Origin of the sequence: Lysinibacillus sp. 54212 (assembly GCF_036662795.1) — a bacterium.
Taxonomy (GTDB): Bacteria; Bacillota; Bacilli; order Bacillales_A; family Planococcaceae; genus Lysinibacillus_B.
This window is the reverse complement of the sequence record NZ_JBAFWZ010000022.1, coordinates 1-23,822: the sequence shown is the minus strand read 5'-3', so window position 1 is coordinate 23,822 and position 23,822 is coordinate 1. Positions and strand designations below refer to the sequence as shown.

The following is a 23,822-nucleotide window of genomic DNA, read 5'->3' as shown; positions in this document are numbered from 1 at the left end:
TTAGATTCCCTCCTTTACTTGTAAGACTGAACTCGTAGCAGCAACAAAATGAGAATTTGATACAGGTACTAAATCAAATACCCGTCCATTTTTATCAAAATATTTAGAATGTTCTTGCTTGTAATGTTGCTCTACTTCAATACGTTCACGCTTACGCTCATCACGACCGACTGGCGATACATCTGGAATCGCAGATAATAATCGTTTTGTATAAATATGCTGAGGATTGTTGTAAATATCATGCTTCGCACCTGATTCTACAAATCTACCTTTATACATAATAGAAATATAGTCACACATATGCTTCACAACACCTAAATCGTGTGAAATGAATAAATAACTTAAGCCATATTCATTTTGAATGTCCTTCATAAAGTTTAAAACCTGTGCTTGTACAGATAGATCTAATGCCGAAACTGGCTCATCTGCAATAATTAGCTTTGGATTCGTTGCTAGTGCACGTGCAATCCCTAATCGTTGCTTTTGACCACCAGAAAATTCATGTGGATACTTTAATTTTGCATCCTCTGGCATTCCTACAATGGCTAACAGCTCACTAATTTTTTTCGATTCTTCTTGAGGTGTTAAGCTTAGGAAGTTTCGAATTGGTTCAGCTAAAATATCTTGTACACGCTTACGCGGATTCATCGCTGACGTTGAGTCTTGGAAAATCATTTGTATATCACGGTTATAGGCTGAATTTCGATCACGACGTTTATTCGTTACATTTTCACCTTCATAAATAATAGTACCCGATGTAATTTTCTCTAAACCTATAATCGATTTACCCGTTGTTGATTTACCACAACCAGACTCACCTACTAAACCGTAAGCCTTTCCCCGTTCAAACTCCATTGATACACCATCAACAGCATGCACTTGGTCGATAACACGATTAAAAAATCCACCGCGAATCGGGTAATGGACTTTTAAATCATTAATTTGCATAAAGCTCATGATGTTTGTCCTCCTTCTTCGCCTTTAAAATAAAAATCCTTATAGCATGAGCATCGTACAAAATGTCCTTCTGCAACTTCATGCAATCGTGGATCTGCCTCATGAGTAGATTCTGGAATCCATGAAATGCGAGGTGCAAAGCGGCAACCTTTTCGAGGTAGCTTCACCAGCGAAGGAACAATCCCCTCAATCACATTTAACTTCTCATCGCTGCTATTCATCTGTGGAATCGAATTAAATAATGACCGCGTATAAGGATGCTTTGGATTATTAAATAGCTCTTGAACTGAAGCCATTTCAATAATTTGACCAGCGTACATAACTGCAACTCTATCAGCTACTTCTGCTACTACACCAAGGTCATGCGTAATTAAAATAATGCCTGCTCCAGTTTCCTCCTGAAGATCCTTCAATAAATCTAAGATTTGCGCTTGAATTGTAACGTCTAATGCTGTTGTAGGCTCATCAGCAATAATAATTTGAGGCTTACAAGAAATAGCAATTGCGATAATTACACGTTGACGCATTCCACCAGAAAGCTGGTGAGGGAATTGTCTAGCAACACGAGGTGGATTCGGAATTCCTACCTGAGTTAAAAGCTCCAACACTCGTTTGTGGCGCTGCTCTTTCGTTAATTTCGTATGATAAATCAAGCTCTCCTCGATTTGTTCACCAATTCTCATTAATGGATTTAGGGCTGAAAGTGGATCCTGGAAAATCATACCGATATCTGAACCACGAACCTCGTTGAATTGGTCCTCAGTCATCTTTGCTAAATTTCTGTTTTTAAATAGGATTTCACCTTGAATACGTGTTTTATTATGATCATGTAACCCAATAATAGAAGTGGCTAGCGTACTTTTCCCGCAACCAGACTCTCCCACTATAGCAAGAATTTCATTTTTTCTTAGTGTTAGAGAGACACCATCAACTGCATCGAAGTACGTATCTTTAATTCGAAAACCAGTATGCAAATCATTGATTACTAAAAGCTCGTCTGTGGATTTCAAATCTTTACTCCTTTCTAAATTTACTAGTAGATAAGAATATTCCGAAAATTTACTACATAATTTGTTTAGTGATTCTTTACAATAAATCACTTCTTTATTGTTGAAATTTACATTCAAATAATGTTGATTTGAATTATACCCTTATAAAATATTTTTCGTCAATATATACAACAATAATCATTGCAATATAGGATAATATAATATATATCATAGTAATTCGACAATAGTTTTTTTGAAAAAATACACTTTACCGCTTTAATGCGCTAGATTATTTGTGTAAATTCCATAATTCATCTCAATCGACAGCCTTCTAAAAAAATGCCGTATATTATATTGAAAAAGTATTACCTTTGTATATTTTAGGTATTTTAATTCAAAGATAAGTATAAAACAATACAGTTAATTCTTCAAAGTGAATGCTCATTCAACAAGTGAATATTATACAAAAATCTCTTGAAATTTGAATCAATTTCACAATGATAGTTTCATCAACAAACAAGAACCGGAAAGCGACAAAAAACTCCATTATCCCCATCATTACGCTACATACGAATACGTTCCTCGGACAGCACTGAGACGTTTTACTTTCGCAATCAAACACGGTTTCGCTACGTTCTATCCAAAATCACGGTTCACTTATTATTCTTGCTGAAAGCTTTGCTCTGTTGTGAAAGGCATGTCAGCAGCCATAAAAGCAGTCTTCCACTTGGCTTAAATGCCTGTGCTTTTTCTTTGAAAAACATTTTATGAAACTAACTCAATTAAATTCTTATTTTATTTTATATATGTGCAATTTTCTGAAAACAGTCGTCGCAACTAAAAATAGACAACGTTATTACAATAAACATACTTAAAGAAAATTACAATTATTTTGCTTATAGTTTTATTTTTTTGTCACTATCTTCATAAGTGATTTCAATAAAAAACTACAGGCAGATTAATTCATCCAATTGCCTGTAGCCTCTTATTTATTACTTAGCGTGAGTGTTTTGCTCTGCACGTCGTTTACGGCCACGTTTAACAATTGATATGACGAAAACCGTAAATAATACATATACAATTCCTAATGCAACAAGGTATGAAACGTTAATCCCTCGTTCATCAATCACTTGGTATACCTCAACCATTTCTCGATCTAAAATAATTGGGTAATACCCTTCCTTATTTTCTCTAATTATTTCACTTTCGAACATCCCGCGAATTTCTTTACCTTCACCAATTAACTCTGGCGAAATGTTTACACGGTCTGTCACACTCGTATTATTTATAACAACAATCCATGTTTCCTTTTCTGATTCACGCTTAAATGCTAGGAAGCCATCCTCATTTTTTAGTATTTCAAAATCGCCACTACGTAATGTATCAGATTGATTTCTTAAGCTTTGCAGGTTTTTAATAAAATCGATTAGTTCTTCATCTGTCTTAAAGTTATAATATTGGTGCGATTCTGGACCTACCTTACCATTCATCGCGATTTCTGATCCGTATTGAATGACTGGTACACCTGGCAATAATAACGTAGCAGCGTAAGCCATTTTCATTCGTGTTGGTGGATGACCATGCTGTCCATCAAATACATCATACGTAAAACGATTTGTCCATAAATTATCAAACATTATTTGCGAAGGAACTTGTCCTTCATGTAAATACGGATCCACATATTTTGTTATATTAGACGAATCTAAATCAACATTTTTATATATATTTCGATAGATTTTATTTGTTTCTTCATAGTAGCTCGCATCAAAATGTGCTGGGCTTTCTTCATTAGAAATTACATAAATATTCGAATCAATCGCTTTAATCTCATCGATTAGTTCATTAACAAATTCCGTACTAGCCCCATCTAAATTTGTTAAGCGGATACCGCCAACTCCATATGTAGATACGAAAGTAATTATCGCTTCTTTCAATGCTGCTTGCACATCTACATTTCCTAAATCAAAGCTAGCAATACCATTAGCCTTATCACTAATCCAATCAGCCTTTGCAGCATCCTTCACCCATTCATGATTCTCACTCACTTTTGACAGGGGAAAATCAACCATGACTGTCATATCTTTTTCTTTAAAGGTTTCTACAACCTGCTTAAATTCATCACTAGTTCCAAAATGGGGTTCCAGCTCTGAATAGCTAGTTATCATAGACCCGTCATATTTTTCTGTTGTAAAAATCGATCCAACAGAAACAATTGAAAAGCCCATGTTTTGAATATGGTCACTACGGCTCATTAAACCCGTAAAGTCCCCGCCTGCAAATTGTGTATTATCCTGTGTATTGACGTTTATATCATTTGATGCCGTACCATTAAAAAAACGGTCTACTAATAAATCATATATACTTTCATCAGCGATCGTTCGCGATTCCTCAGCTTGAATTGTAGCCGTCTGAAACGAGGCCGCTAGCAGTAAGCTTGCTGCAGTCGCGCTGATCCATTTTTTGAATCCCAAATTTAATCCCTCTCTTTCAAAGCAATCCAACGTCATTTTACCAAAAATTCTTGTGTTGGTCCCCCTATTTTGAATTTTATTAGCATAAATCAAATCTTAAATGCGTCTAAAAGGTGAACTTAGACGCAAAAAATCTACGAAGCACATTTGCCTCGTAGATTTTTAAATTATGAAAAGTTCATTGGAATTCCGTTGAATAAGCCTAGGTATAGTGTCACGAAGAAAACGATCGCGAATAATACCCAAAACATCGTCGTCGATTTCCCTTTAGTCTTGCGGACTAGGATCATTTCCATAAAGCCAATTACTAGAATACCGAATAACACTTTTATGTCATATATCATTCCGAAGCCATCACGATAATTCATGAACAGTGCTCCACCCGAAATAATAATTAGAATGTACATCAGTCGTAGTCCCATATGTACACCTTTATTCGGCTTACTTGCTACTGCAGCAATGAAAAACAAAATAATTGCAATTACCCAAGTTGTAATGTGTAAATGCGTTGTACTAGTTAAAAAACCCATTATTTTCCCACCTCATAATTTTCTTTACATGCAACATCCTACCATGTTAGAGTGAGAGTTTTCAATGAAATTGATTTCGAGTTTCAACCTTACTAAAAAAATGTGTCAGTTCAACGTCACGCTTACTCGAAGCGATTTGCTAATGTCCCGATTCCTTCGATTGACACTTTTACTTCGTCACCAGCTTTTAAATAAGTAGGTGGTGTCATCCCTTTTCCTACCCCATCTGGTGTGCCAGTTAAAATAATATCGCCTGGCTCCAGTGTGACATACTTTGAAACTGTCGCAATTATTTCTGCTATTGGATACATCATATCCTTTGTTGAGCCATTTTGGCGTACCTCACCATTTACCTTCGTCACGACAGATAAATTTTGAGGATCTGGAATTTCATCCTTTGATACGAGGTATGGCCCAAGTGGACATGTACCATCTAGGCTCTTCCCTAAGAAGAACTGCTTATGCCTCTCTTGTAGGTCACGTGCCGTAATATCATTTCCAATTGTATAGCCAAAAACGTAATCATATACCATCCCTTTAGGAATGTTTTGACCGCGCTTGCCAATAACCACTGCAAGCTCTCCCTCATAATCTAGCATTTCTGTTTTATCCTTATGAACTGGAAGAGTTGCTTCATCAGCTGCGATTGCTGTTGGCGATTTGGTAAATACCATTATATGCTCAGGTGAACCAGCCGCTCCCATTTCAATGGCATGCTCATTGTAGTTTTTACCGATACAAAGTATATTTTTCGGCGTTCTTGGGATTGGCGATAGCCACTCAATTTCTGTAAATGTAAGCTTAAATTCATTTGCGTTTTCACTTTTTTGTGCGGCATCTACCAATTTACGAGTTTGCTCCACAAAATCAAAGCCGAGTGAAATACCGTCAATGATCGTAGACGGGAACGTTGGAAGCACTTGAAGCTGCTGTTGAATTTTTAGTACATCCCAAACAGCGTCTTCTTTTTTCACTTTCGGTCCAAATTTTACTTGTCCGTTATACTTAAATGATAATAGCTTCATAGTTTTAAAGCGCTCCTTCTTTTTTCTACATCATACATTAAAATTGAAAGAATTTCCTTACTTTTCTGAATACATTTTCCCGTAAGTTAATCTTTTTACCGCTGCTTCGAGTGGGCCCTGTGTAAATTTCGATAGCCATAGCTCTGCTAGGATGACTTGAATAGCAAAAATCGCGAAAGCAATGTAAACGGCAGTTGGTACGTCAATTTCTCCATATAAGCCAAAACCAAAATTATAAAATATTATCGTACAAACGATAGACTGCATAATATAGAGTGTCATGGACATTCGACCAGCCTTTGCAAGTGGCGAAAATACTTTATTCATCACAGGAATATAACTTAGCACAACAAATACAGCAATATATCCGACCGATAGAATGGGTCCTCCAATAGATACTTGAATATAATCATATAAATATATTTTTCCTAAGTTAATTGGCAAGCTTTTTAAAATAATACCTATTGCAACAAAAAGTACTGCAAAGGAAATCCAAAGCCCCTTAAGTTCTTTCGCCCGCTCTAATAAACGCCATTTGGCTGCAGCAGCCCCAATAAGCATATACGGTAAAATAGTAAATAAAGCCGAGAACCACATTCCTATTCCCATTTGGATTTTGAGATCATGTAACCGTTGCATAAAAGCGTCTAGCCAGTTCCCTGTGCCATAAGCAGTAATGGCATTTTGTAGCATCGTAATATCAATTGCGATTTCATCCATCCCAATCATTAATGCACCCGCTAAAGCTAAAATCCCTAAATAGAAGACATGCATCAAGGCATTTAATGCTAAGCCAATACTCAGTAACCAGCCACTCTTTAAACGAATAAAGACTAAGACAAAAAAGCCACAAAATGCATACATAGCAAGAATATCACCCCACCAAATGAAGAGGGCATGAATCATTCCTATAATAAATAAAATTAGTAATCGCTTGGATGCAAATCGATAAAAATCACGGCCTGTTGCCTGTGCTTTCATAAACTGCATCGCTAGCCCATATCCAAAAAGCATGGAGAATAATGGATAGAAGCTACCTTGAACGTAAATATCTAATATTTGATGCCAAATAATATCCGTCGCTTCTGTAAACCAAGTACTTAAATCCAATATGTGTGGCATTGGTAAATAAAAGCCAAACATATTGACTAGTAAAATCCCTAGTAAACTGAAGCCTCGAATCGTATCTAGCGTGTGTACTCGAGCGTTTAATTGCGTTGGTTGAAAGTTCAACTCTTCGCCTCCTTCCTATCTCCTTCTATGTTACAATATATCCCTTATCCTTCCTATCACTGTTCAAGATGTTATGAAAAGTTAACATTTTTTCAGAAACTAAGATGTTCTTTCCCCTTCTACAAGGTCACAACCTCACCGATGTCATATAAATAAAGCACTTTTTCATCGATTGTAATTCGTTTAATGGATCGGATTGCTTCATCATAAATGGCAAGCTGTAGACCGTAACGATCCTTCATTTCTTGTGAAAGGGCTGGCTCTTTATTATACGGTGGTCGAATCTTATCTGTTTTATAATCGAGTAGCACCCAGCTTCCTTCACGATCCTGGAATAAACAATCAAGAACTCCTTGTACAATTTGCGTGTCCCCTTCTGCATCTTTACGACTAAGTGTAAACGGCACTTCACGAAGGAGATGAGTGGCTTCTTTGAATCGCTGGCCTATCGATGTCGAGAAAAATGCTAATACATCTTCCATATTGATTACTTCCGCCTCTTGCCGCTTAAGAAGCTGTCGATCAACTAAGCTTTGTAGAAAGGCATTTCCTTCCTCTAAGCTAGTAAACCCTTGCTGTGGCACATGCTGCATAACAGTATGGACAACCGTACCAATCTCGGCTCCAGTTAGTTTCTTCGCCTGAATAAAGCTTGGGCGCTTTGCTAGCGTTGATTTCGTTTTACTAAATGCGTGATAGAGCGGCTCCTCTTCCTGTTGCATTGCTTGGAAACGTTTTATTTCAGACACAGACGTTTTTGATTTCTTTTTAACCGCATGCATGTAAGGATACTGGGTTGTAAAACGCTCTGTTAATAGTGCTACTAGCTCTTCATTGACTCGTTGCTGAACACTTTCCTGCTGCACTTGCTCTTCCTCTACTTTTTTTGCTCGAAGTGAATCATTCCCTAGCACCTTAACAGACCATAAACTATCCCTTAAAGCTTCCGCTTCCGGCTCAGCATCTGTTATCGAAAGTGTTAAATAATCGTTATGACGCGCCACAGCAGGTCCTACCCAATCTAAATAGCTGTTAGCATTCGCACGTAAATAATTCGGTAAGATCACATCTGGTGGTAAGTCCTGCAGTAATTCCCACTCTTGCTTTTTCTTCTCCCAATTTTTCACTGACCCAACTAAAATGAGCTTCTCCTTTGCACGTGTCATCGCTACATATAAAATACGCATTTCTTCCGCTTTCATTTTGGCAATCTTTTTTTCTTTCATTGCTAAATATGGCAGAGAGGTATACATAATCCGCTGCTCCGGATCAATGGCCTTTACCGCAATCCCGAAATCCTGGTCAAATAAATAGGAGCCTTTAAAATCTTGTTGGTTAAACTGATGGGTCATGCCTGCTACAAAAACGACCGGGAACTCTAATCCCTTTGAGGAGTGAATTGTTACTAAACGAACGACATCATCTCCTTCGCCGATCGATTTCGCAATACCTAAATCATCCCCACGTGACTTCATCCGGTCAATAAAGCGTAGGAATCGGAAAAGCCCTCGGAAGGATGTTTTTTCATAGGCAAGTGCTCGGTCATGAAGTGCACGCAAATTCGCCTGACGTTGTTTGCCCCCTACCATAGCGCCCACCATCTCATAATAATTTGTTTGTAAATAAATATCCCATACAAGCTCTGCTAGAGATCCACGGCGAGCAAAATCGCGCCATCCCTTTAGCTGCTCCATAAATTTTTGTAGCTTTCGCAGAGTTTCTGGATGTATCGAGTCGGCACCTTCCTGCAAGTATGTTTTTAAAGCCTCATAGTAAGGAACATTGCGCTTTGCGAGACGAATTTCTGCAAGCTCATTTTCAGTTAACCCGATAAACGGGGCTCTTAACACAGAAGCTAGCGGAATATCCTGATACGGATTATCGATCACTTTAAGTAAATTCAGCATGATCATTACTTCTATTGCCTCAAAATACCCTTTAGATGATTCGGCATATAACGGGATCCCAGCAGCCTTAAATTCCTCGGCTAGATCGGTAGACCATTTCATCGACCGCATTAATATCACAATATCCTTATAGCGAATCGGCCTAGAAGATTGGTCCTTCGGGTTATAAACTTCATAGCCGCTATCAATCATATGACGAATACGGTTAATAATATAACGAGCCTCCTGCTGAGAGCGTTTCATATCCTCTAGCTCCTCGGCTTCAATTGAGGATTCCGTTTCCAATACTTCCTCATTTGATTCGTTCATTGCACCTGATTCATCTAAAATAACAAGCTCTACTGGTACATTCTTTTCACTATAGCTCGCTCCAAATTTAAGGGCGGCCTTGCTATCATAGTTAATTTCGCCGACCTTTTCATCCATCACTTGCCCGAAGACATAGTTCGTGCTATTTAATACTTCTTGGCGGCTTCGGAAGTTTGCATTTAGATCAATTTTCATCCCTGTATTTGTCGGGTGCTCCTGGAATTCCTTATATTTTCGTAGGAACAGTCGTGGCTCTGCTAATCGGAACGCATAGATTGACTGTTTCACATCACCAACCATAAATAAGTTGCCATTCGCTTCATCGCCACTTTTTACAAGCTGTAAAATCGTCTCCTGTAGCATATTTACGTCCTGGTACTCATCGACAAGTACTTCTTTAAATCGCTCCTGGAAATCCTTTGCAACAGCGGATGGCAAAAGGGTATCTCCGTCTTTCTCCATTAAAATTTCGAGTGCATAGTGCTCTAAATCGGAAAAGTCCACAAGACCGCGCTCTAGCTTCGCTGCCTTGAACGCCTCGCTATAAATAATTGTAAGCTTGACAAGCGTTTCGATAATCGGCTTCATCTGACGAATTTCTTGCACTAAAAACTCCGGATTCCGAACGAAAAATGTTTCCTTTATCGTCTTTACAATATCCTTTGCAATATCACGATTCTCCTTCGCCTTCCCCTTTGCATATTCGTCCGGATTGTCCGCCTTCTTGACGGTCGGCATACGCACCCAGTTTGCCTGCCCCATATGGTCGTATAAATCCTGCCATGTTCCCTGTTGGATTTTTTCAATTGCCACGCGAACAAACGCCTCTTCAGCAATGGCTACCGGTTCATAGGCACTTAACCCAAAATCTGCGGTTGCGAGGTTCTTCATTTCTGTAAGGTTGTTATGAGCTGCCATTAAGGAATGCTCGATCGATTGCTTTAAATCCTGCACAAACGGTAAATCATCCACGACTGCATTCTCCGGTAAATCATAGGCAGTCGGTAAAGTGCGGAGCCAGGCATATGGGTCCGGCTGTACACGAGACATTTCATATAATTGCTGGATTAGCTTTTCAATTTCTTGATCGCTACGATCGGAAGTAAAGCTATCAACTAACAGATACACTTCCTGCTGTGATAAAGTTTGCTCCTTTTCCCCATACGCTTGCTCTAAAACCTGGGCTAGTACGTCATCTCGAAGCAGGGCCACCTCATCCTGACTCGCAATTCGGAAGCCAGGATCCAAATCAATCATATAAGCATACTGACGACAAATGGCTAGACAAAAAGAATGTAACGTAGAAATTTGCGCCTTATTCACAAGACTAAGCTGACGACGTAAAAACTGATTATATGGGTCCTTCGCGATTGCCTTTTCAAGCGCCTCTGCCATTCGACTTCTCATTTCGGCAGCGGAAGCATTGGTAAATGTTACGACTAACAATTGATCGACATCAATTCGCTTATGAGATGGAGCTAAAACCTTTTGGATTAAACGCTCGATCAGGACTGCTGTTTTACCAGAGCCGGCAGCTGCTGCAACGAGCATATCTTGTCCCGATGCCCAAATCGCCTTCCATTGTTCATCCGTCCATTGTGCATTTTCTGGTTTAGTTGGAATCATGCAGACCACACTCCTTTTTCACTCTATCTAGTATCGCTGCTGGCTTTTGTGGATTGAGCTTATGATGGCTCTGCGTACCATCGCTTGGATCAAACTGACAAATGGCTTTAAAGCTACAATAATCACAGGCTGTTTTATTTTTTAACGCGTAAGGCGTAATAGATGTTTTCCCTGAGAAAATTGCATTTCCTGCTTCCCTATGCTTTTCCATTACAAATTGCTGTAGCGCTGGCATCGAGCTTTCATCCACTACTTTAGAATAGGCGCCTAACGCACCTTTATTTGTAACACTAACAGGAATGACGTTTGATTTTTTATTTTCAAGAAGCTCCGTATCCATCGCCTCTAGAACGTCTAACTCACTCGTTACAAGCCCATTCATTCGATAATTCTCTAATCGTTGCAATTCACGTACACTTTCATCAACATACTCCTCTAAACGAATTAATGGATCATGCACATGCACATAGAGCATTCCTGCTGGAGCAATGATTATATTTTTTTCTGTATTCGGCAATAGACTCGATGCATTTTTTAAGGCAACATCTAAATATGTTAATAACTGCAACGATAGCCCGTGATAAATCTCATTTAAATCGAGATCTCGACTAGAGGATTTATAGTCAACCACTCTGAGGAAAACTTGATTCTCCTCTTCATAAGCATCAATTCGGTCAATTTGTCCGCGCAGGATCATTTTACGCTTACCCTCAAGCTCAATTTCTAGTCCTGGTAATGCATTCTCCTCATCGGTTGTTGATTTATCATCCCGCTTACCAAAAGGCTTTTCATGAACAATCGGCTGAAACTTCGATACTTTTGCATGCTGTGTTAAAGCAAATAGGGTACGAGCAACAACACGAATTAATTTTTCTTTAATGTACGTATATCGTGCATTGCTTTCTAAAATACGATACGAGAAAATACCGACAAGTGGCTCTACCGTCTCTCTAGCCTGTCGTAAACATTCCCTATACGATGTTGGCGGCTCATTTTCCGATGTTAGTATCGTCCGTAACGCCTCGTGGAATAAATCGCCCATTGCAAATGTTTCAAGCTTATATTCTGCGCGCTCTTCTAAACGAAGACCGTACGAAGTAAAATGCGAAAACGGACATCGGAAAAACTTCTCTACTCGAGAAACACTTGCTTGAAGGCTATCTCCGTATAAGGCAATCGTATTTTCTTCTGTTAATGCCTCTGCTGTATTTTTCTTATAGAGAGGCTTTGTTACCCTTTGAAGTATTTCATTCCAATAGGGATCACGCTCATAAAATGCTTGCAATGCATTCCATTCCGGTGCTAGCCCTTGTGTTATTTCAGCATGCTTTAACTGCATCGTTAAATACGCTAAAGACGGACCCGGTTGACGCAAGTATGACAGCACCTTGCCCTCATCCAATTCTTCAATCGGATCAATTAAAATTTTGTGATGCGGAAGCGTTTTTTCACCGCTCACCTCAAATAGTTTGCTCATACGGTTGATATATAAGGATGGAAGTAAACCTTTACTTTCCTCATCAGCACTTGAATACGTCAAATATAAGCGATGTGTTGGTGATGAAATAGCACGGTACATTAAAAAAGCTTCCTGCAAAAGCTTACTTTTAGTATTTGGTGCTAGCTCATAATCAATTTCATCAAAATACTCACGCTCAGCATCTGATAGTAATCCTTCCTTATCAATACGCATCGGATAGACGCCATCATTTACTCCGATAATAAATACGACCTTCATATTATCAAAGCGTGAATACTCTACAGTGGCAACCGTCACCTCATCTATTGCAGGTGGAATGCCTGCAAATTGTAAGGAATCAAATCCCTCGTCTAGTATTTGTATTGCTTCTTCAAGCGTTATCTCCTGCTCGCCAAACATTAATACAAATTGGTCGAGCACGTTCACCCAGCCATTCCATACTTGATCATGCTCACTGCCATATTCGAAGGCTGCCGCTTCTAATTCCTGCTCTTTTAAAATCTGTAGCTTTTCATACACCTGTAGCTCTTCTACAAATTGATAAATAGCAGTGGCAATCTCTAGTCCACTCCTTGCTTGCTTTAACGACTGCTCCAGTATTCCTAACGGTGTACGAATCATATCACGCGCTTCATACAATAAATCTTGCATTGCAAGCTCTGCATCGGTTTGCACGGAGGTTATCTTTTCTAATGTGCGAAAACGTTTATAGATCCAGCTGTTAGCATCCTTCCAACGATTCCCTACAATTCCCTTTGCGATGACAAAGTTTTCAAGCCTATCAATCTTTTCTCTTATACTGTGTCGATTCCCATCAATCGGGAAAAATAAGTCTGTTTTAACACCACGAAATATCGGCTCATATTGCCAGTTTGATACAATCGACTCAAGGGCAGATCGTGTCAGCTCGATTAACGGATGATGTAGCATCGGACGCTTTTCATTAGAGAAAAATGGAATGCCATACTGTTTAAAGGTGGTCGAAATGATTGGATCATAGACATCCGCTTGTCGATACATAATCCCAATGTCCCTATACCGCAAGTCCTCTTCAGTTACAAGCCGCTTTATTTCCCGGGCAATACCTTGTATTTCTGCTCTACGGTTCGCTCCTTCAATTAACTGTACAAAGCCATTTCCTTTCTGAGACGTAAAAATCGGTGCGTGGAAATTACGCTCAACATGCTTTAAATCCTCATTGGTGAAACGGAATTGTTGTTCGAGGTGAGTACGTGGCTCTACCTCTATACCATTTTCAAATGCTTCGTTTATGAGCTTGTCATAGGAAAAGGCTGCACGGTGAAATAATGCTTCGGGCTCCGCTGCAGCACTTACTTCATCAAACGGTAACACAACAGTTACTCTCTTCGCTAAGGCGAGTAATTGTTGCACAATGGCAAACTCTCTTTTCGTAAACATCACGAAGCCATCAATATAAATATGTGCTTCTTTTATTTTTTCTGAGTTTTTTAGCCTCTCTACGAGTATTGGGTAAAAGCCCTCTCCATCTACGTAGCTATCTCCAAGTTTAGCTTCGAGCTCACGTAAAATAATTTGGAAATCCTTCATTTTTGAAATTAACGTACTAGATGCATTTGACTGCTCTAATTGTTCAATCAAGCCGGTAATTGATTCGCTCGTAATATCATATTGGCTAAATTCACGTAAGAGCACTTCTACCTCTTGTGTAAAGCCTCGTTTACCTGCTGCTTGACGAAAAAGGGCAAATCGTTCTTTATTTTCTTCTAATATTCGACGTATTAACATGCGATATCCAAAGCTATCAATTTTGTCCTTTGCAATCCCCCCTGTCTCCTGTAATATAAACCAAGCTAAACGCTTAAACGGTAATACTTGCGCACGCATAATCCCCTGCACATCATATTTATGTGTAAGATCATACTCAGTTGAAAACGACATTTGATCAGGTACAATGATAAAAATTGGTGGTCCTAGAGGATTTGCTTTTAAATCTTCTATAATTTCTTGATGAATTCTCGTTGTTTTCCCGGACCCCGCTCGCCCAGAAACTATTTTTAAAGCCATATTCATCCCCCTCTTAATCTATTATTTTTATTTTACACTCTAATAAACGTTCGTGTAGATAAATAAATAAACACAGCTCCTAAATATGTAGGAACCGTGCTACCTTTTGTCAATATTTCTTAAATCCCGCTCTACTCTTTTATTTAATCGAACTTCAACTGCTTTGCCGATAAACCATAAAGCAATAATTGCTAGGGCTGATAAGGCTAGGCGAATGGGACTTTTAATAAGTGCTGTTAGATCATGTCCAACAAAGCTCATCAATAAAATCATGACCATTTTCCCTAAAACAATTGCTGCTAAGTAAAAATGTTTACGAATATTCGATAGGCCGGCAACGATATTAACGAGAACTGACGGTGTAAATGGGAAGCATAAAAGCACAAATAGTGGACTTAGCCCATTCATATCGACCCATTTAATAAACTTTTGTACACGGGCATTTTTTGTGAAAAAGTACAGCCTAGGGTGACGTCCATACTTTCTTACAATTAGGAACACAATATAGGAACCAAGTACTGTTCCTATCCATGAAAATAAAAACCCCCAAAACAAACCAAATGCATTTACATTTGCAACAACAATTACAACTAGTGGTATAAACGGCAAAAACGCCTCTAGTAATGGTAAAAAGATTCCGATAAATGGCCCAAGAGTTCGATAATACGCCTCTAACCGTTCTAAATTTTCAATCGTAAGCCATTCTTCCATTCGATACCACCCCTTATAATCTAACGTAATAACGTTTCACATATTCTAATACCTAGTGAAACACTATATATTATTTTGTATTTCCTTGTTTAATTTATTGACGAATTGTATACTCAAATAAACATTTCTGAAAATTATTATATACTATTAACACCTTAGAAGGAGATGCATCACTTGAAAAATCTTGATTTTTTCTCAGGTATTAAAGCAGGCATGCCGATTGCAATTGGGTATTTCCCTGTCGCTTTAACCTTTGGCCTGCTAGCAAAAACGACGGGTCTTTCTATAGTAGAAGCAACAGCAATGAGCATTTTTGTTTATGCAGGAGCCTCACAATATGTTTCGTTGACACTTATTTCAAAAGGTGTAGATCCATTTGTAATTGTACTAAATACGTTCATTTTGAATATTCGTCATTTCCTTATGTCCGCTTCTTTAAACGAAAAGACGGAAGCTGCTCCCAAATGGATGAAAGGATTATTTGCTTTTTGGGTGACAGACGAAACATTTTCTGTTTTAGCGACTCGTAAAGAAGAACGTATCCCCATGTCATTTGGTTTCGGCGTAAATCTCATCGCTTACTCGAGTTGGTGTATTTTTACAGCTGTCGGTCATTCTATTGGCGCAAACTTACCAGCCTTTCTGCAGGCGGCTATGTCGATTGCGCTCTATGCCATGTTTATCGGCTTACTTGTCCCATCCATGCGCGGGAATCGAAAAGTATTGGCTTTAGCGGCAATTGCTGCAGCTATAAACTGCATATTTTATCTGACTGAAATATTGTCCACTGGATGGGCAATTATCGTATCCGCTCTAGCTTCTGCCCTTCTTGTAGAGCTTATTTATTTACGATATGAGAAGAAAAAAAGAATAACTACATAATAGAGGAGGGTTTGAAATGGGCATTTCCTATTGGTGGATGATTTTAGGGATGGCACTCGTTACGTATTTACCACGAGCAATTCCATTAACCTTCTTACAAGGAGTAGAGCTACCCCCTTTTATTTCAGGCGTTTTAAAAAATATTCCATTCGCTATTTTAGGGGCACTTATTTTTCCGGCCATTCTTTCTGTACAAGAGGGCGACTACTTCTTTGGTATTCTAGGTGCAGTCGTTGCATTCGGTATTGCCTATGCAGGAGCTAACGTCATTTTCGTTGTCCTTGGGGCAATTGTCGTATTATCCTTTTATAGCTTACTATTTTAATAGGGGGGCTAGATTAGTGAATTTTATGAATGTAAGGCAGTCTTTCATCGGTTACTAGCCAGATTTTCGAGAATACTAGCCACTTTTGGCGAAATACTCGCCTAATTTTTGAAAATACTAGCCATTTTTCTAAAAATACTCGCCTAAATTTGAAATTTACTCGCCAAAGTTGAAGTTCAAGTAAAAATCAGTCGCTAAATAAGATTACAAGTCTTCACAAGAAGGGGCTGTTCAGAAATTTGCTTTTCTGAACAGCCCCTTACGATTATTTTTTCATTAGCCAACTTGCCGCTGCAAAGCCCATCGTTAGGGACACTGCATCCGCAGCAAAAATTATCGGTGGAGAGGAATACCCCTCATAAACGCTTACCGATATTATTGCAATGGCTAAGCACAGTGCAACATAGCGATTATACGTAATGCGCGTAAATAGCAGGACAAGCAACCCAGGTACAAGGAGAGCAAGCATTAATTTTTCTACTAGATCCATAGTAAGCTCCCTTTAACGCGCTAGTAATAACCCTATTCGGTGATGATCATCGCTATGCACAACATGCTGTGTCAGTCGAAGCTCATTCTGATGATCGAGCACTTCAATTCGACAATGTGCAGCATTAATTTGCAGTGCCTCATATAATTCACGCTCCGTATATACATGGCGACCATTTACCTTTTTAATCACTTCTCCAGTCACTAAGCCCATTTTTTCAGCCGGTGAATTCGGTAATACTGCTGCAATCATCGCGCCTGTAGACGTTGGTACAACTGCATATGTGTCCATCCGTTGCTGCCATTTATATTGTAAGGACAAGAGTAAGCGCATCGCGGCACCTACAATCAATGTAATCGTTCCTACTAACGGCTCAAAATAAGAAATTAACCCACCAATAATAACTAGCTGCCCAACAATCATGACGGATTTTCCAAGCTTCGCATAAAAATAATGTGGTAATGTTTTACGCGTCATTTGTTGGAAACCTATGACTAACGGAAATAAGACAACTGAATAATGCTCTGCCCCTAAGGAAAACTGCGGCCAATAAGGAAAATATGCTTGGATCGCCTCACCCGGTACAACAAAAAATACAGGCAATACCCACAGTTGCTTACTTAAATACGAAACCGCCTTTAATCCGCGCTTCGTCTGCTCCGTTATCGGAGATGCGTATTTTTCGCCCTGTTTCCGAATAAGCAGTCCTTCTGCTACAAGTGCTAATCCCGCTAGTAAACAAATCGTAATTGCTGTAGCATCATGTAAGGCAAGCCCACTGAATTCAATGCCTAAAACAGTAAATGTCCAACCCGCTTCCTTCACTACAACTAAAACAATAAAGCTTACCGAGAATAACACAATTGGTGATAATAAATGATAGGAGTATCCAATCAATGCCATAAGAGTTACGACTACGAGAATGAATAGAAATTGTACCGGGACAACTAAACCTGCGCCAATACTTATAATCGACAGAATGATTGCCATTAGCAATCCTTTCAATAAACTATCCTTTAACTCCGACCAGCCACTTAAAATACGAATATTAAAATATTTCCGTTCTCTTTTCACGCGACGGTAGCCTAAAAATATTGTTACAAATAGAGCTATATATAATAACGGATTTATAAAAAATCTCCCTAACGCTCGTAATAATTCTATTAAACTATCCCATGCCATAATTCCACCTGCCGTCCATATCATTACTGTCATTGTATCAAAAGCCTAGTTCTTTGCGTAGTTAAATTTGTACTGTTTTAACTATGGACTTCATGCATGATAAAGCTAATGCCCATTTGTAGCTGTAAATCATTTTCGTTTTTCTCTTTGTATAATAACACCTCTGCCTGCATTTTTTCGAAAAACAATTCATCTAAATGGGTTCCCTCAAATAGATCATGACGCTCCCGGAATAACGACACGGCATCAGCTGTTTTCTCATCAAAATAGCCATCCTGCCTCACAATATGGTAGCCGAGTGCATGCAATATTTTTTGTGTATAACTAATTTCCTCGCTAAAATCGCCTACCTCAAAATGACCACTGAGCGGCAAAAGCTCCACAGTATATAAAATATGTTGTTTCGACTCAACATCTGGTTGAATTCCTTTTTGATGAATCCATTCCTTATTCGGTGTAAGCCATTTATTTGTTGATAGCTTTAATTGCCCCCCATTCGTTAATGTCCACGATTCTTGTACAGTGCCCTTACCAAAGCTTTTCGTACCGATTATAGTCCCTTTCTCCCAGCTTTGTATTGCACCACTAAATACTTCACTTGCAGATGCACTTCCTTCATTTTGAATAACTACAATTGGTAACTTACTGAATGCCTCCTGTAGCTTTTCTGTTCCTTTTAAATTTTCCGTTTTTAAAGCATTCATCGCCCCATCGCCATCTTGCATATAAGCAAATGTTTTCTGCTTTTTTTCCATTGTACTAATAATCGCTGCGACACTATGTAAATAGCCCCCTGGATTATCTCGCACATCTATAATGACTCCTTTTATATCTTGCCCCAGCAGTTGAGACATCGCATTTACCCATTGCTCTGCTGTATCCTCGGCAAATAAGGTGATTGTTATATATCCAATTGACGTATCTTCTACTTTCAAGACCGATGCTTCTACAGTTTTATTTTTCATCGCTTCTCGTTTTACCGATACTTTAATGTGCCGCTCTAAACTTGGGCGGTATAATACTAAAGCAACCTCCTGTCCTTCCTTCCCTTGAATTAGTTGCATTACGTCTCCCATCGTTTTGCCATCTAAACGTACGTCATTAATTTGCACAATTTCATCAAGTGGGCGAATCCCTGCTCTTTCAGCTGGAGAAGACTTTACAGGTGAAATTACGATAAACTTTCCATTCTTTTCGGCAATCTCAACACCAATACCTACCTTTTCCCCTGCCAACGATGCCTTATGCAATGCCGCCTCAGACTTCGTATAATAAGTACTATACGGATCTTTAATGGATGAGGCCATCCCTCGTAATGCGCCTTCCACTAATGCTTCATTTTTCGTATCATAAACAGACTTCTCCTGAATGAGCGAATATAATTGCTCAACGACTTTTAAATCACTTGTCCCATCCGGTTGCTTAGAAGCAATTTGCTGTCGAAAGAACAATAATGACGCGATAGCGAAAGAACCCAAAACAAGAAATAAAAAAATTCGACCTTTACGCAAAACGTGCACCTCCTACTACTCAAACTATGAATAGGAGGGGGTAAACATACTCGTAAAAGCCGAATTACAATGAATTTTGTTAGTTTAATGCTTGCACATAATTTTTTAATGCGTTTTCGTCTAAAGGACCAATAAATTGTCGTTGAATACGTCCTTCTGTATCTATAAAGTAAGTTGTAGGCAAGGAGAGAACTTGATATAAATTAACTACACTCTCATCCTCCATAAGTAAAATGGGAAACGTTAACTTGTAGCTATTGACGAATGTTTGAACATTTTCAGCACCCTTATCAGAAAATGTTGCGTTCGCTGCTAGTAGTACTACATTATCCTCTTCTGCATACTGGTCATAATACGATTGTAAATGGGGCATTTCCGCTTTACACGGTGGACACCATGATGCCCAAAAATTTAGAATAACTTTCTTCCCTTTAAGCGCAGATAGTGTCACCGACTCTCCATCCAAAGTTTTTAATGTAAAATCAGGTGCAATCTGTCCCTGTCCAACACCCTGCTTTTCCGTTAATTCAACTTCGTATCCGGGGTCGACGATAGCCTCCTTCGTCGTGGCCTCCTTTTTAATATAGCCCACTAACATAATGACAACGAGTGCTAGAATCATCAATAATCCTATATTTTTCTTGGTCATGATACCCCTCCATTTAATAAATTTACGGTACTATCCAAACAGAATACAACTATTCATAATGCTACGTTACCGTACTTTCAATATCTTTATATACCATTGAAACCTTTTAAAAATGTATGCACTTCTCGGGAAACATACCCCCTATTACTAAAATGTTAACACACTCTATACAATATTTAGTGATTTTTGACTCCAGCCTTTTTTACAGAAAAAAAAACAAAGCTCACGAAATTGCGAGCTTTGTTAAATACTTATAACGAAATATAACGTAAAGGATTTACTGCATTTACACCATTGCCCTTCCAAGGACCCTCATGAATTTCTAAGTGAAGGTGAGGACCTGTTGAGCGACCTGTATTACCCATCGGTGCAATAACTTGTCCTTTCGACACAGTATCACCTGGCTTCACATAGAATCCATTTAAATGTGCGTATACGGATGTCACAATTTTTCCATTTACTGAATGTGTAATCATAATTGCATTACCGAAAGTAGAAAGTGGCTTAGCTACTGATACGACTCCATCGGCTACTGCAACTACTGGTGTACCAACTGAATTTGCTATGTCAATTCCGTAATGCATTCTCGTTCCAGAACCGATATTACGATAGCCATATCCTGAAGTAAAACGACCTTGTGCCGGTCTTGTCCATGTACCATCTGAAATGACTGGTGTCCCACCATTTGAACCGCCAGAAGGCTTATTCGCTTCTTGCTGACGCGCAATTTCAGCAATACGCTCCTGCTCTTGTTGAATTTGCTTTTTTAAATCTTCGCTTAGTTCAAGTGTTGCATAGTATTCATCTTCTAATACCGTCTTTTCACTAGCAAGCTTTTCTTGTTCTGCTTCTAGTTCATCAATTAAACTATTTTTCTCTTTCTTTTGAGAATCTAGTGTTGCACTTAATTTTTCTAATTTCTTTTTGTCTTCTTCTAAGCTCGTTTTCTTTTTCTCAAGCTCTAGTTTCTGTTCTTCTAATTCCTTTTGATCTTCTTTTTGATCACGCATAATTTGACGATCTGCATCCATTAATGTATTCACTGCAGAAAAACGGTCAATAAAATCTACGAAACTATTTGCGCCAAGTAAAACATCTAAATAGTCTACTGAACCTCCAGCTTGAATCGCACGTGCACGCTCTGCTAAAAGCTCATTACGCTGATCTATTTTAAACTGAAGTGCTTCAATATCCTTTTGCAAAGTAGAAATATCATTATTTGTTTTATTAATATCTGAAGCTACCTGCTCCATTTTTTGGTTTGTACTTTTAATTTCATTATCAAGCGTTTGAATTTGTGTTAGTAACTTGTCCTGCTTGTTTTCAATTGTTTTTATTTCAGTACTCTTTTCATTAATAGAGCCCTTTAGTGCATCCTTTTTTTCTTGAATCATTTTATTTTCTTCTTTTAAATCAGATAAAGTGGACGCATATGCAGCCGGCACTTGCGCGATTAATAGAAATGCCATTAGTACGGCTAATAATTTAAAAGGTTTGAATTTCTTTTTCAATGGGTAGTGCTCCTTTCAATGCATCTTATATTTTCAGGAATTTTCGGACCGACATAAAGCTGCCCCAAATACCGATAACTACACCTAGCAATAATAGTAAAGCATTCACTTGTAATAGTACCGGCGTTACATCTAGCAGCTGTAATAGCTCCCCTTGCATTCTCGGTGCTAAATTTTTGTGAAGATTATAGTAAATGATAGAAACAGTTGTGATAGGTACTAAGGCGCCTAATACCCCAATCCACATCCCCTCTAATACGAACGGGACACGTACAAAGGAATTTGTCGCTCCTACTAATTTCATAATTTCAATTTCATCTCTACGAGCAATAATCGTAATTCGAATTGTATTGGATATTAAGAACATCGCTGTAAATAATAGCCCCACAATTAATACTAATCCGATATTACGCCCTATATTTAAAGCACCAAATAAATTCTCAACCTTACCTTTGCCATATAACACTTGGTATGTAGTATCAAGCTTCTCTATTGCTGCTGCGACTTGTGCTGTTTGCTGCGGATCTACTGCTTTCACATATAAGACATTGTGTAATGGATTATTTTGCTCGAATAGGGTTAATTCGTCTCCAAAATTTTGTACGAGTTTATCCAATTCTTGCTCTTTCGTCGAATATTCCACTTCTGATACATCCGGCATATTTTTAATTTCTGCTATGAGCTTTTCTTCAGCCGATTTCAGCTCCTGCTCATCTTGAATAATATCAATTAATACTCGGATTTCTACATCGTTTTCTAAATCATTTGCAACCTTATTTAAGTTCATCATAATTATCGCAAATACACCGACCAATAACAGGGTTACTGTAACGGCACTAACTGAAGCAACTGTCATCCAGCTATTTCGCCCAAGAGATTTAAAGCTTTCTCGGAAATGACGACTAAGTGTTCTAGCTTTCATAGCCGTAGTCACCTCCATATTCATCACGAACAATCATGCCGCCTTCAATTGCAATTACACGTTTACGAATCGTATTCACTATTTCTCGATTATGTGTTGCCATTACAATAGTTGTACCTCGTCGATTAATTTCTTCAAAAATGTCCATAATTTCCCACGAAGTATCTGGATCTAAATTACCTGTTGGTTCATCAGCTATCAATACTTTCGGCATGTTCACTATAGAACGGGCTATCGATACCCGCTGTTGCTCTCCACCTGAAAGCTCACTTGGTAGCATTCTAACTTTATGCTTAAGACCAACTAATTCAAGCACTTCCATCACGCGCTTGCGAATCGTTTTAGGATGCTCCTCAATTACCTCCATGGCAAATGCTACATTTTCATACACAGTTAAACGCGGAAGTAGTTTGAAATCTTGGAACACTACACCGAGTTGACGACGTAAATGAGGGACTCTTGCATTTTTTAACGTGGATAAATCAATGCCTGCTATTTGTACCTCACCTGATGTTGGTCTTTCTTCACGATACATTAATTTAATAAAAGTGGATTTCCCAGCACCACTAGGACCAACCACATAGACAAATTCACCCTGCTTTATATTTACTGAAATTCCATTTGATGCAACAACACCATTGGGATACTTTTTGATGACATTATTCATTTGTATCATATTATTGAAACCACCTAAATTCTACGACTAATATTTTTTACATATTCAATTATATCACTTTATAAGACTATTTTTATTACAGTTTCATTTCATTCTGTTTCTAAATTGATTATGAATACATACTTAAGACTTATTTTTAACGCTAACTATATCAATTTCATAAACCATAAATTCAATAATATATAGGGACATTTTATTTAAAACGAATAATAATCATTAGATTTCCGCGGTAGAAATGAGGAGGCTCCTCGGACGCCCTCAGGAAAGTAACCCCGACTTGTGGTGATGATATCCACAGAAAAAGAAAAAACAGGCTGCGGAAAATATGCAAACCTTAAAGTGGTACCCAAGTCAAGGACAAACTAAAAAAAGAGATTAAGCTACTAAGAG

At 38.5% G+C, this 23,822-nt stretch carries 18 protein-coding genes; 2 read left to right on the top strand and 16 right to left on the bottom strand.

Translation table 11 applies throughout. The annotated features are described in order from the left end of the window. From V4T18_RS14000 to V4T18_RS13960, 9 genes are all read right to left on the bottom strand, one after another. A complete protein-coding gene (locus V4T18_RS14000; protein ID WP_332650337.1) occupies window positions 1–957 on the bottom strand; it encodes an ATP-binding cassette domain-containing protein in 957 nt (318 codons plus the stop codon). Then, window positions 954–1,967 carry an ABC transporter ATP-binding protein gene (locus V4T18_RS13995; RefSeq protein WP_332650334.1) on the bottom strand — a complete coding sequence of 338 codons (1,014 nt, stop codon included), beginning with the start codon at window positions 1,965–1,967 and terminating at the stop codon, window positions 954–956. Before V4T18_RS13995 ends, V4T18_RS14000 begins: the two co-directional genes overlap by 4 nt. Window positions 1,968–2,938: 971 nt before the next feature. Continuing rightward, complete coding sequence (locus tag V4T18_RS13990; RefSeq protein WP_332650333.1) at window positions 2,939–4,417, bottom strand: alpha-amylase family glycosyl hydrolase; 1,479 nt, start codon at window positions 4,415–4,417, stop codon at window positions 2,939–2,941. A 167-nt stretch (window positions 4,418–4,584) separates the two neighbouring features. Beyond that, a complete protein-coding gene (locus V4T18_RS13985; protein WP_332650331.1) occupies window positions 4,585–4,947 on the bottom strand; it encodes a YisL family protein in 363 nt (120 codons plus the stop codon). Window positions 4,948–5,069: 122 nt separating this feature from the next. Beyond that, window positions 5,070–5,972 (bottom strand): fumarylacetoacetate hydrolase family protein, encoded by a 903-nt coding sequence (locus tag V4T18_RS13980; protein ID WP_332650329.1) that lies wholly within the window; start codon window positions 5,970–5,972, stop codon window positions 5,070–5,072. A 57-nt stretch (window positions 5,973–6,029) separates the two neighbouring features. Beyond that, complete coding sequence (locus tag V4T18_RS13975; RefSeq protein WP_332650327.1) at window positions 6,030–7,205, bottom strand: DUF418 domain-containing protein; 1,176 nt, start codon at window positions 7,203–7,205, stop codon at window positions 6,030–6,032. 119 nt (window positions 7,206–7,324) lie between these two features. Beyond that, entirely contained in the window at window positions 7,325–11,056 is a 3,732-nt protein-coding gene (gene addA, locus V4T18_RS13970; RefSeq protein ID WP_332650325.1) for a helicase-exonuclease AddAB subunit AddA, read from the bottom strand. Further along, on the bottom strand, window positions 11,034–14,573 hold the full coding sequence (addB, locus tag V4T18_RS13965) for a helicase-exonuclease AddAB subunit AddB (protein WP_332650324.1): 3,540 nt from the start codon (window positions 14,571–14,573) through the stop codon (window positions 11,034–11,036). Before addB ends, addA begins: the two co-directional genes overlap by 23 nt. Before the next feature lie 99 nt (window positions 14,574–14,672). Next, window positions 14,673–15,284 (bottom strand): TVP38/TMEM64 family protein, encoded by a 612-nt coding sequence (locus tag V4T18_RS13960; RefSeq protein WP_332650321.1) that lies wholly within the window; start codon window positions 15,282–15,284, stop codon window positions 14,673–14,675. 213 nt (window positions 15,285–15,497) lie between these two features. Here V4T18_RS13960 and V4T18_RS13955 point away from each other — a divergent pair, with 213 nt between their 5' ends. Further along, window positions 15,498–16,166, top strand: a complete 669-nt coding sequence (locus tag V4T18_RS13955; RefSeq protein ID WP_442916946.1) for an AzlC family ABC transporter permease — start codon at window positions 15,498–15,500, stop codon at window positions 16,164–16,166. Between the two features lie 16 nt (window positions 16,167–16,182). After that, the gene (locus V4T18_RS13950) at window positions 16,183–16,491 is read left to right on the top strand and encodes an AzlD domain-containing protein (RefSeq protein WP_332650317.1); all 309 of its coding nucleotides are present in this window, start codon (window positions 16,183–16,185) and stop codon (window positions 16,489–16,491) included. Between the two features lie 265 nt (window positions 16,492–16,756). On the opposite strand, the gene V4T18_RS13945 is transcribed toward V4T18_RS13950, so the two are convergent. The 7 genes from V4T18_RS13945 to ftsE form a co-directional block, all read right to left on the bottom strand. Beyond that, the gene (locus V4T18_RS13945) at window positions 16,757–16,981 is read right to left on the bottom strand and encodes a DUF2198 family protein (RefSeq protein WP_332650316.1); all 225 of its coding nucleotides are present in this window, start codon (window positions 16,979–16,981) and stop codon (window positions 16,757–16,759) included. 12 nt (window positions 16,982–16,993) lie between these two features. After that, window positions 16,994–18,196, bottom strand: a complete 1,203-nt coding sequence (locus V4T18_RS13940) for a PDZ domain-containing protein (RefSeq protein WP_332650314.1) — start codon at window positions 18,194–18,196, stop codon at window positions 16,994–16,996. Between the two features lie 44 nt (window positions 18,197–18,240). Then, complete coding sequence (locus V4T18_RS13935; RefSeq protein ID WP_332650313.1) at window positions 18,241–19,674, bottom strand: S41 family peptidase; 1,434 nt, start codon at window positions 19,672–19,674, stop codon at window positions 18,241–18,243. A 79-nt stretch (window positions 19,675–19,753) separates the two neighbouring features. Next, window positions 19,754–20,323: a TlpA family protein disulfide reductase gene (locus V4T18_RS13930; RefSeq protein ID WP_332650312.1), complete on the bottom strand. Its 570-nt coding sequence runs from the start codon at window positions 20,321–20,323 to the stop codon at window positions 19,754–19,756. A 251-nt stretch (window positions 20,324–20,574) separates the two neighbouring features. Further along, complete coding sequence (locus tag V4T18_RS13925; protein ID WP_332650310.1) at window positions 20,575–21,834, bottom strand: murein hydrolase activator EnvC family protein; 1,260 nt, start codon at window positions 21,832–21,834, stop codon at window positions 20,575–20,577. Between the two features lie 25 nt (window positions 21,835–21,859). Continuing rightward, complete coding sequence (ftsX, locus tag V4T18_RS13920; RefSeq protein WP_332650308.1) at window positions 21,860–22,756, bottom strand: permease-like cell division protein FtsX; 897 nt, start codon at window positions 22,754–22,756, stop codon at window positions 21,860–21,862. Continuing rightward, window positions 22,746–23,432, bottom strand: a complete 687-nt coding sequence (gene ftsE / locus V4T18_RS13915; RefSeq protein ID WP_332650306.1) for a cell division ATP-binding protein FtsE — start codon at window positions 23,430–23,432, stop codon at window positions 22,746–22,748. The genes ftsX and ftsE overlap by 11 nt, the downstream gene beginning before the upstream one ends. Window positions 23,433–23,822: the final 390 nt, after the last annotated feature.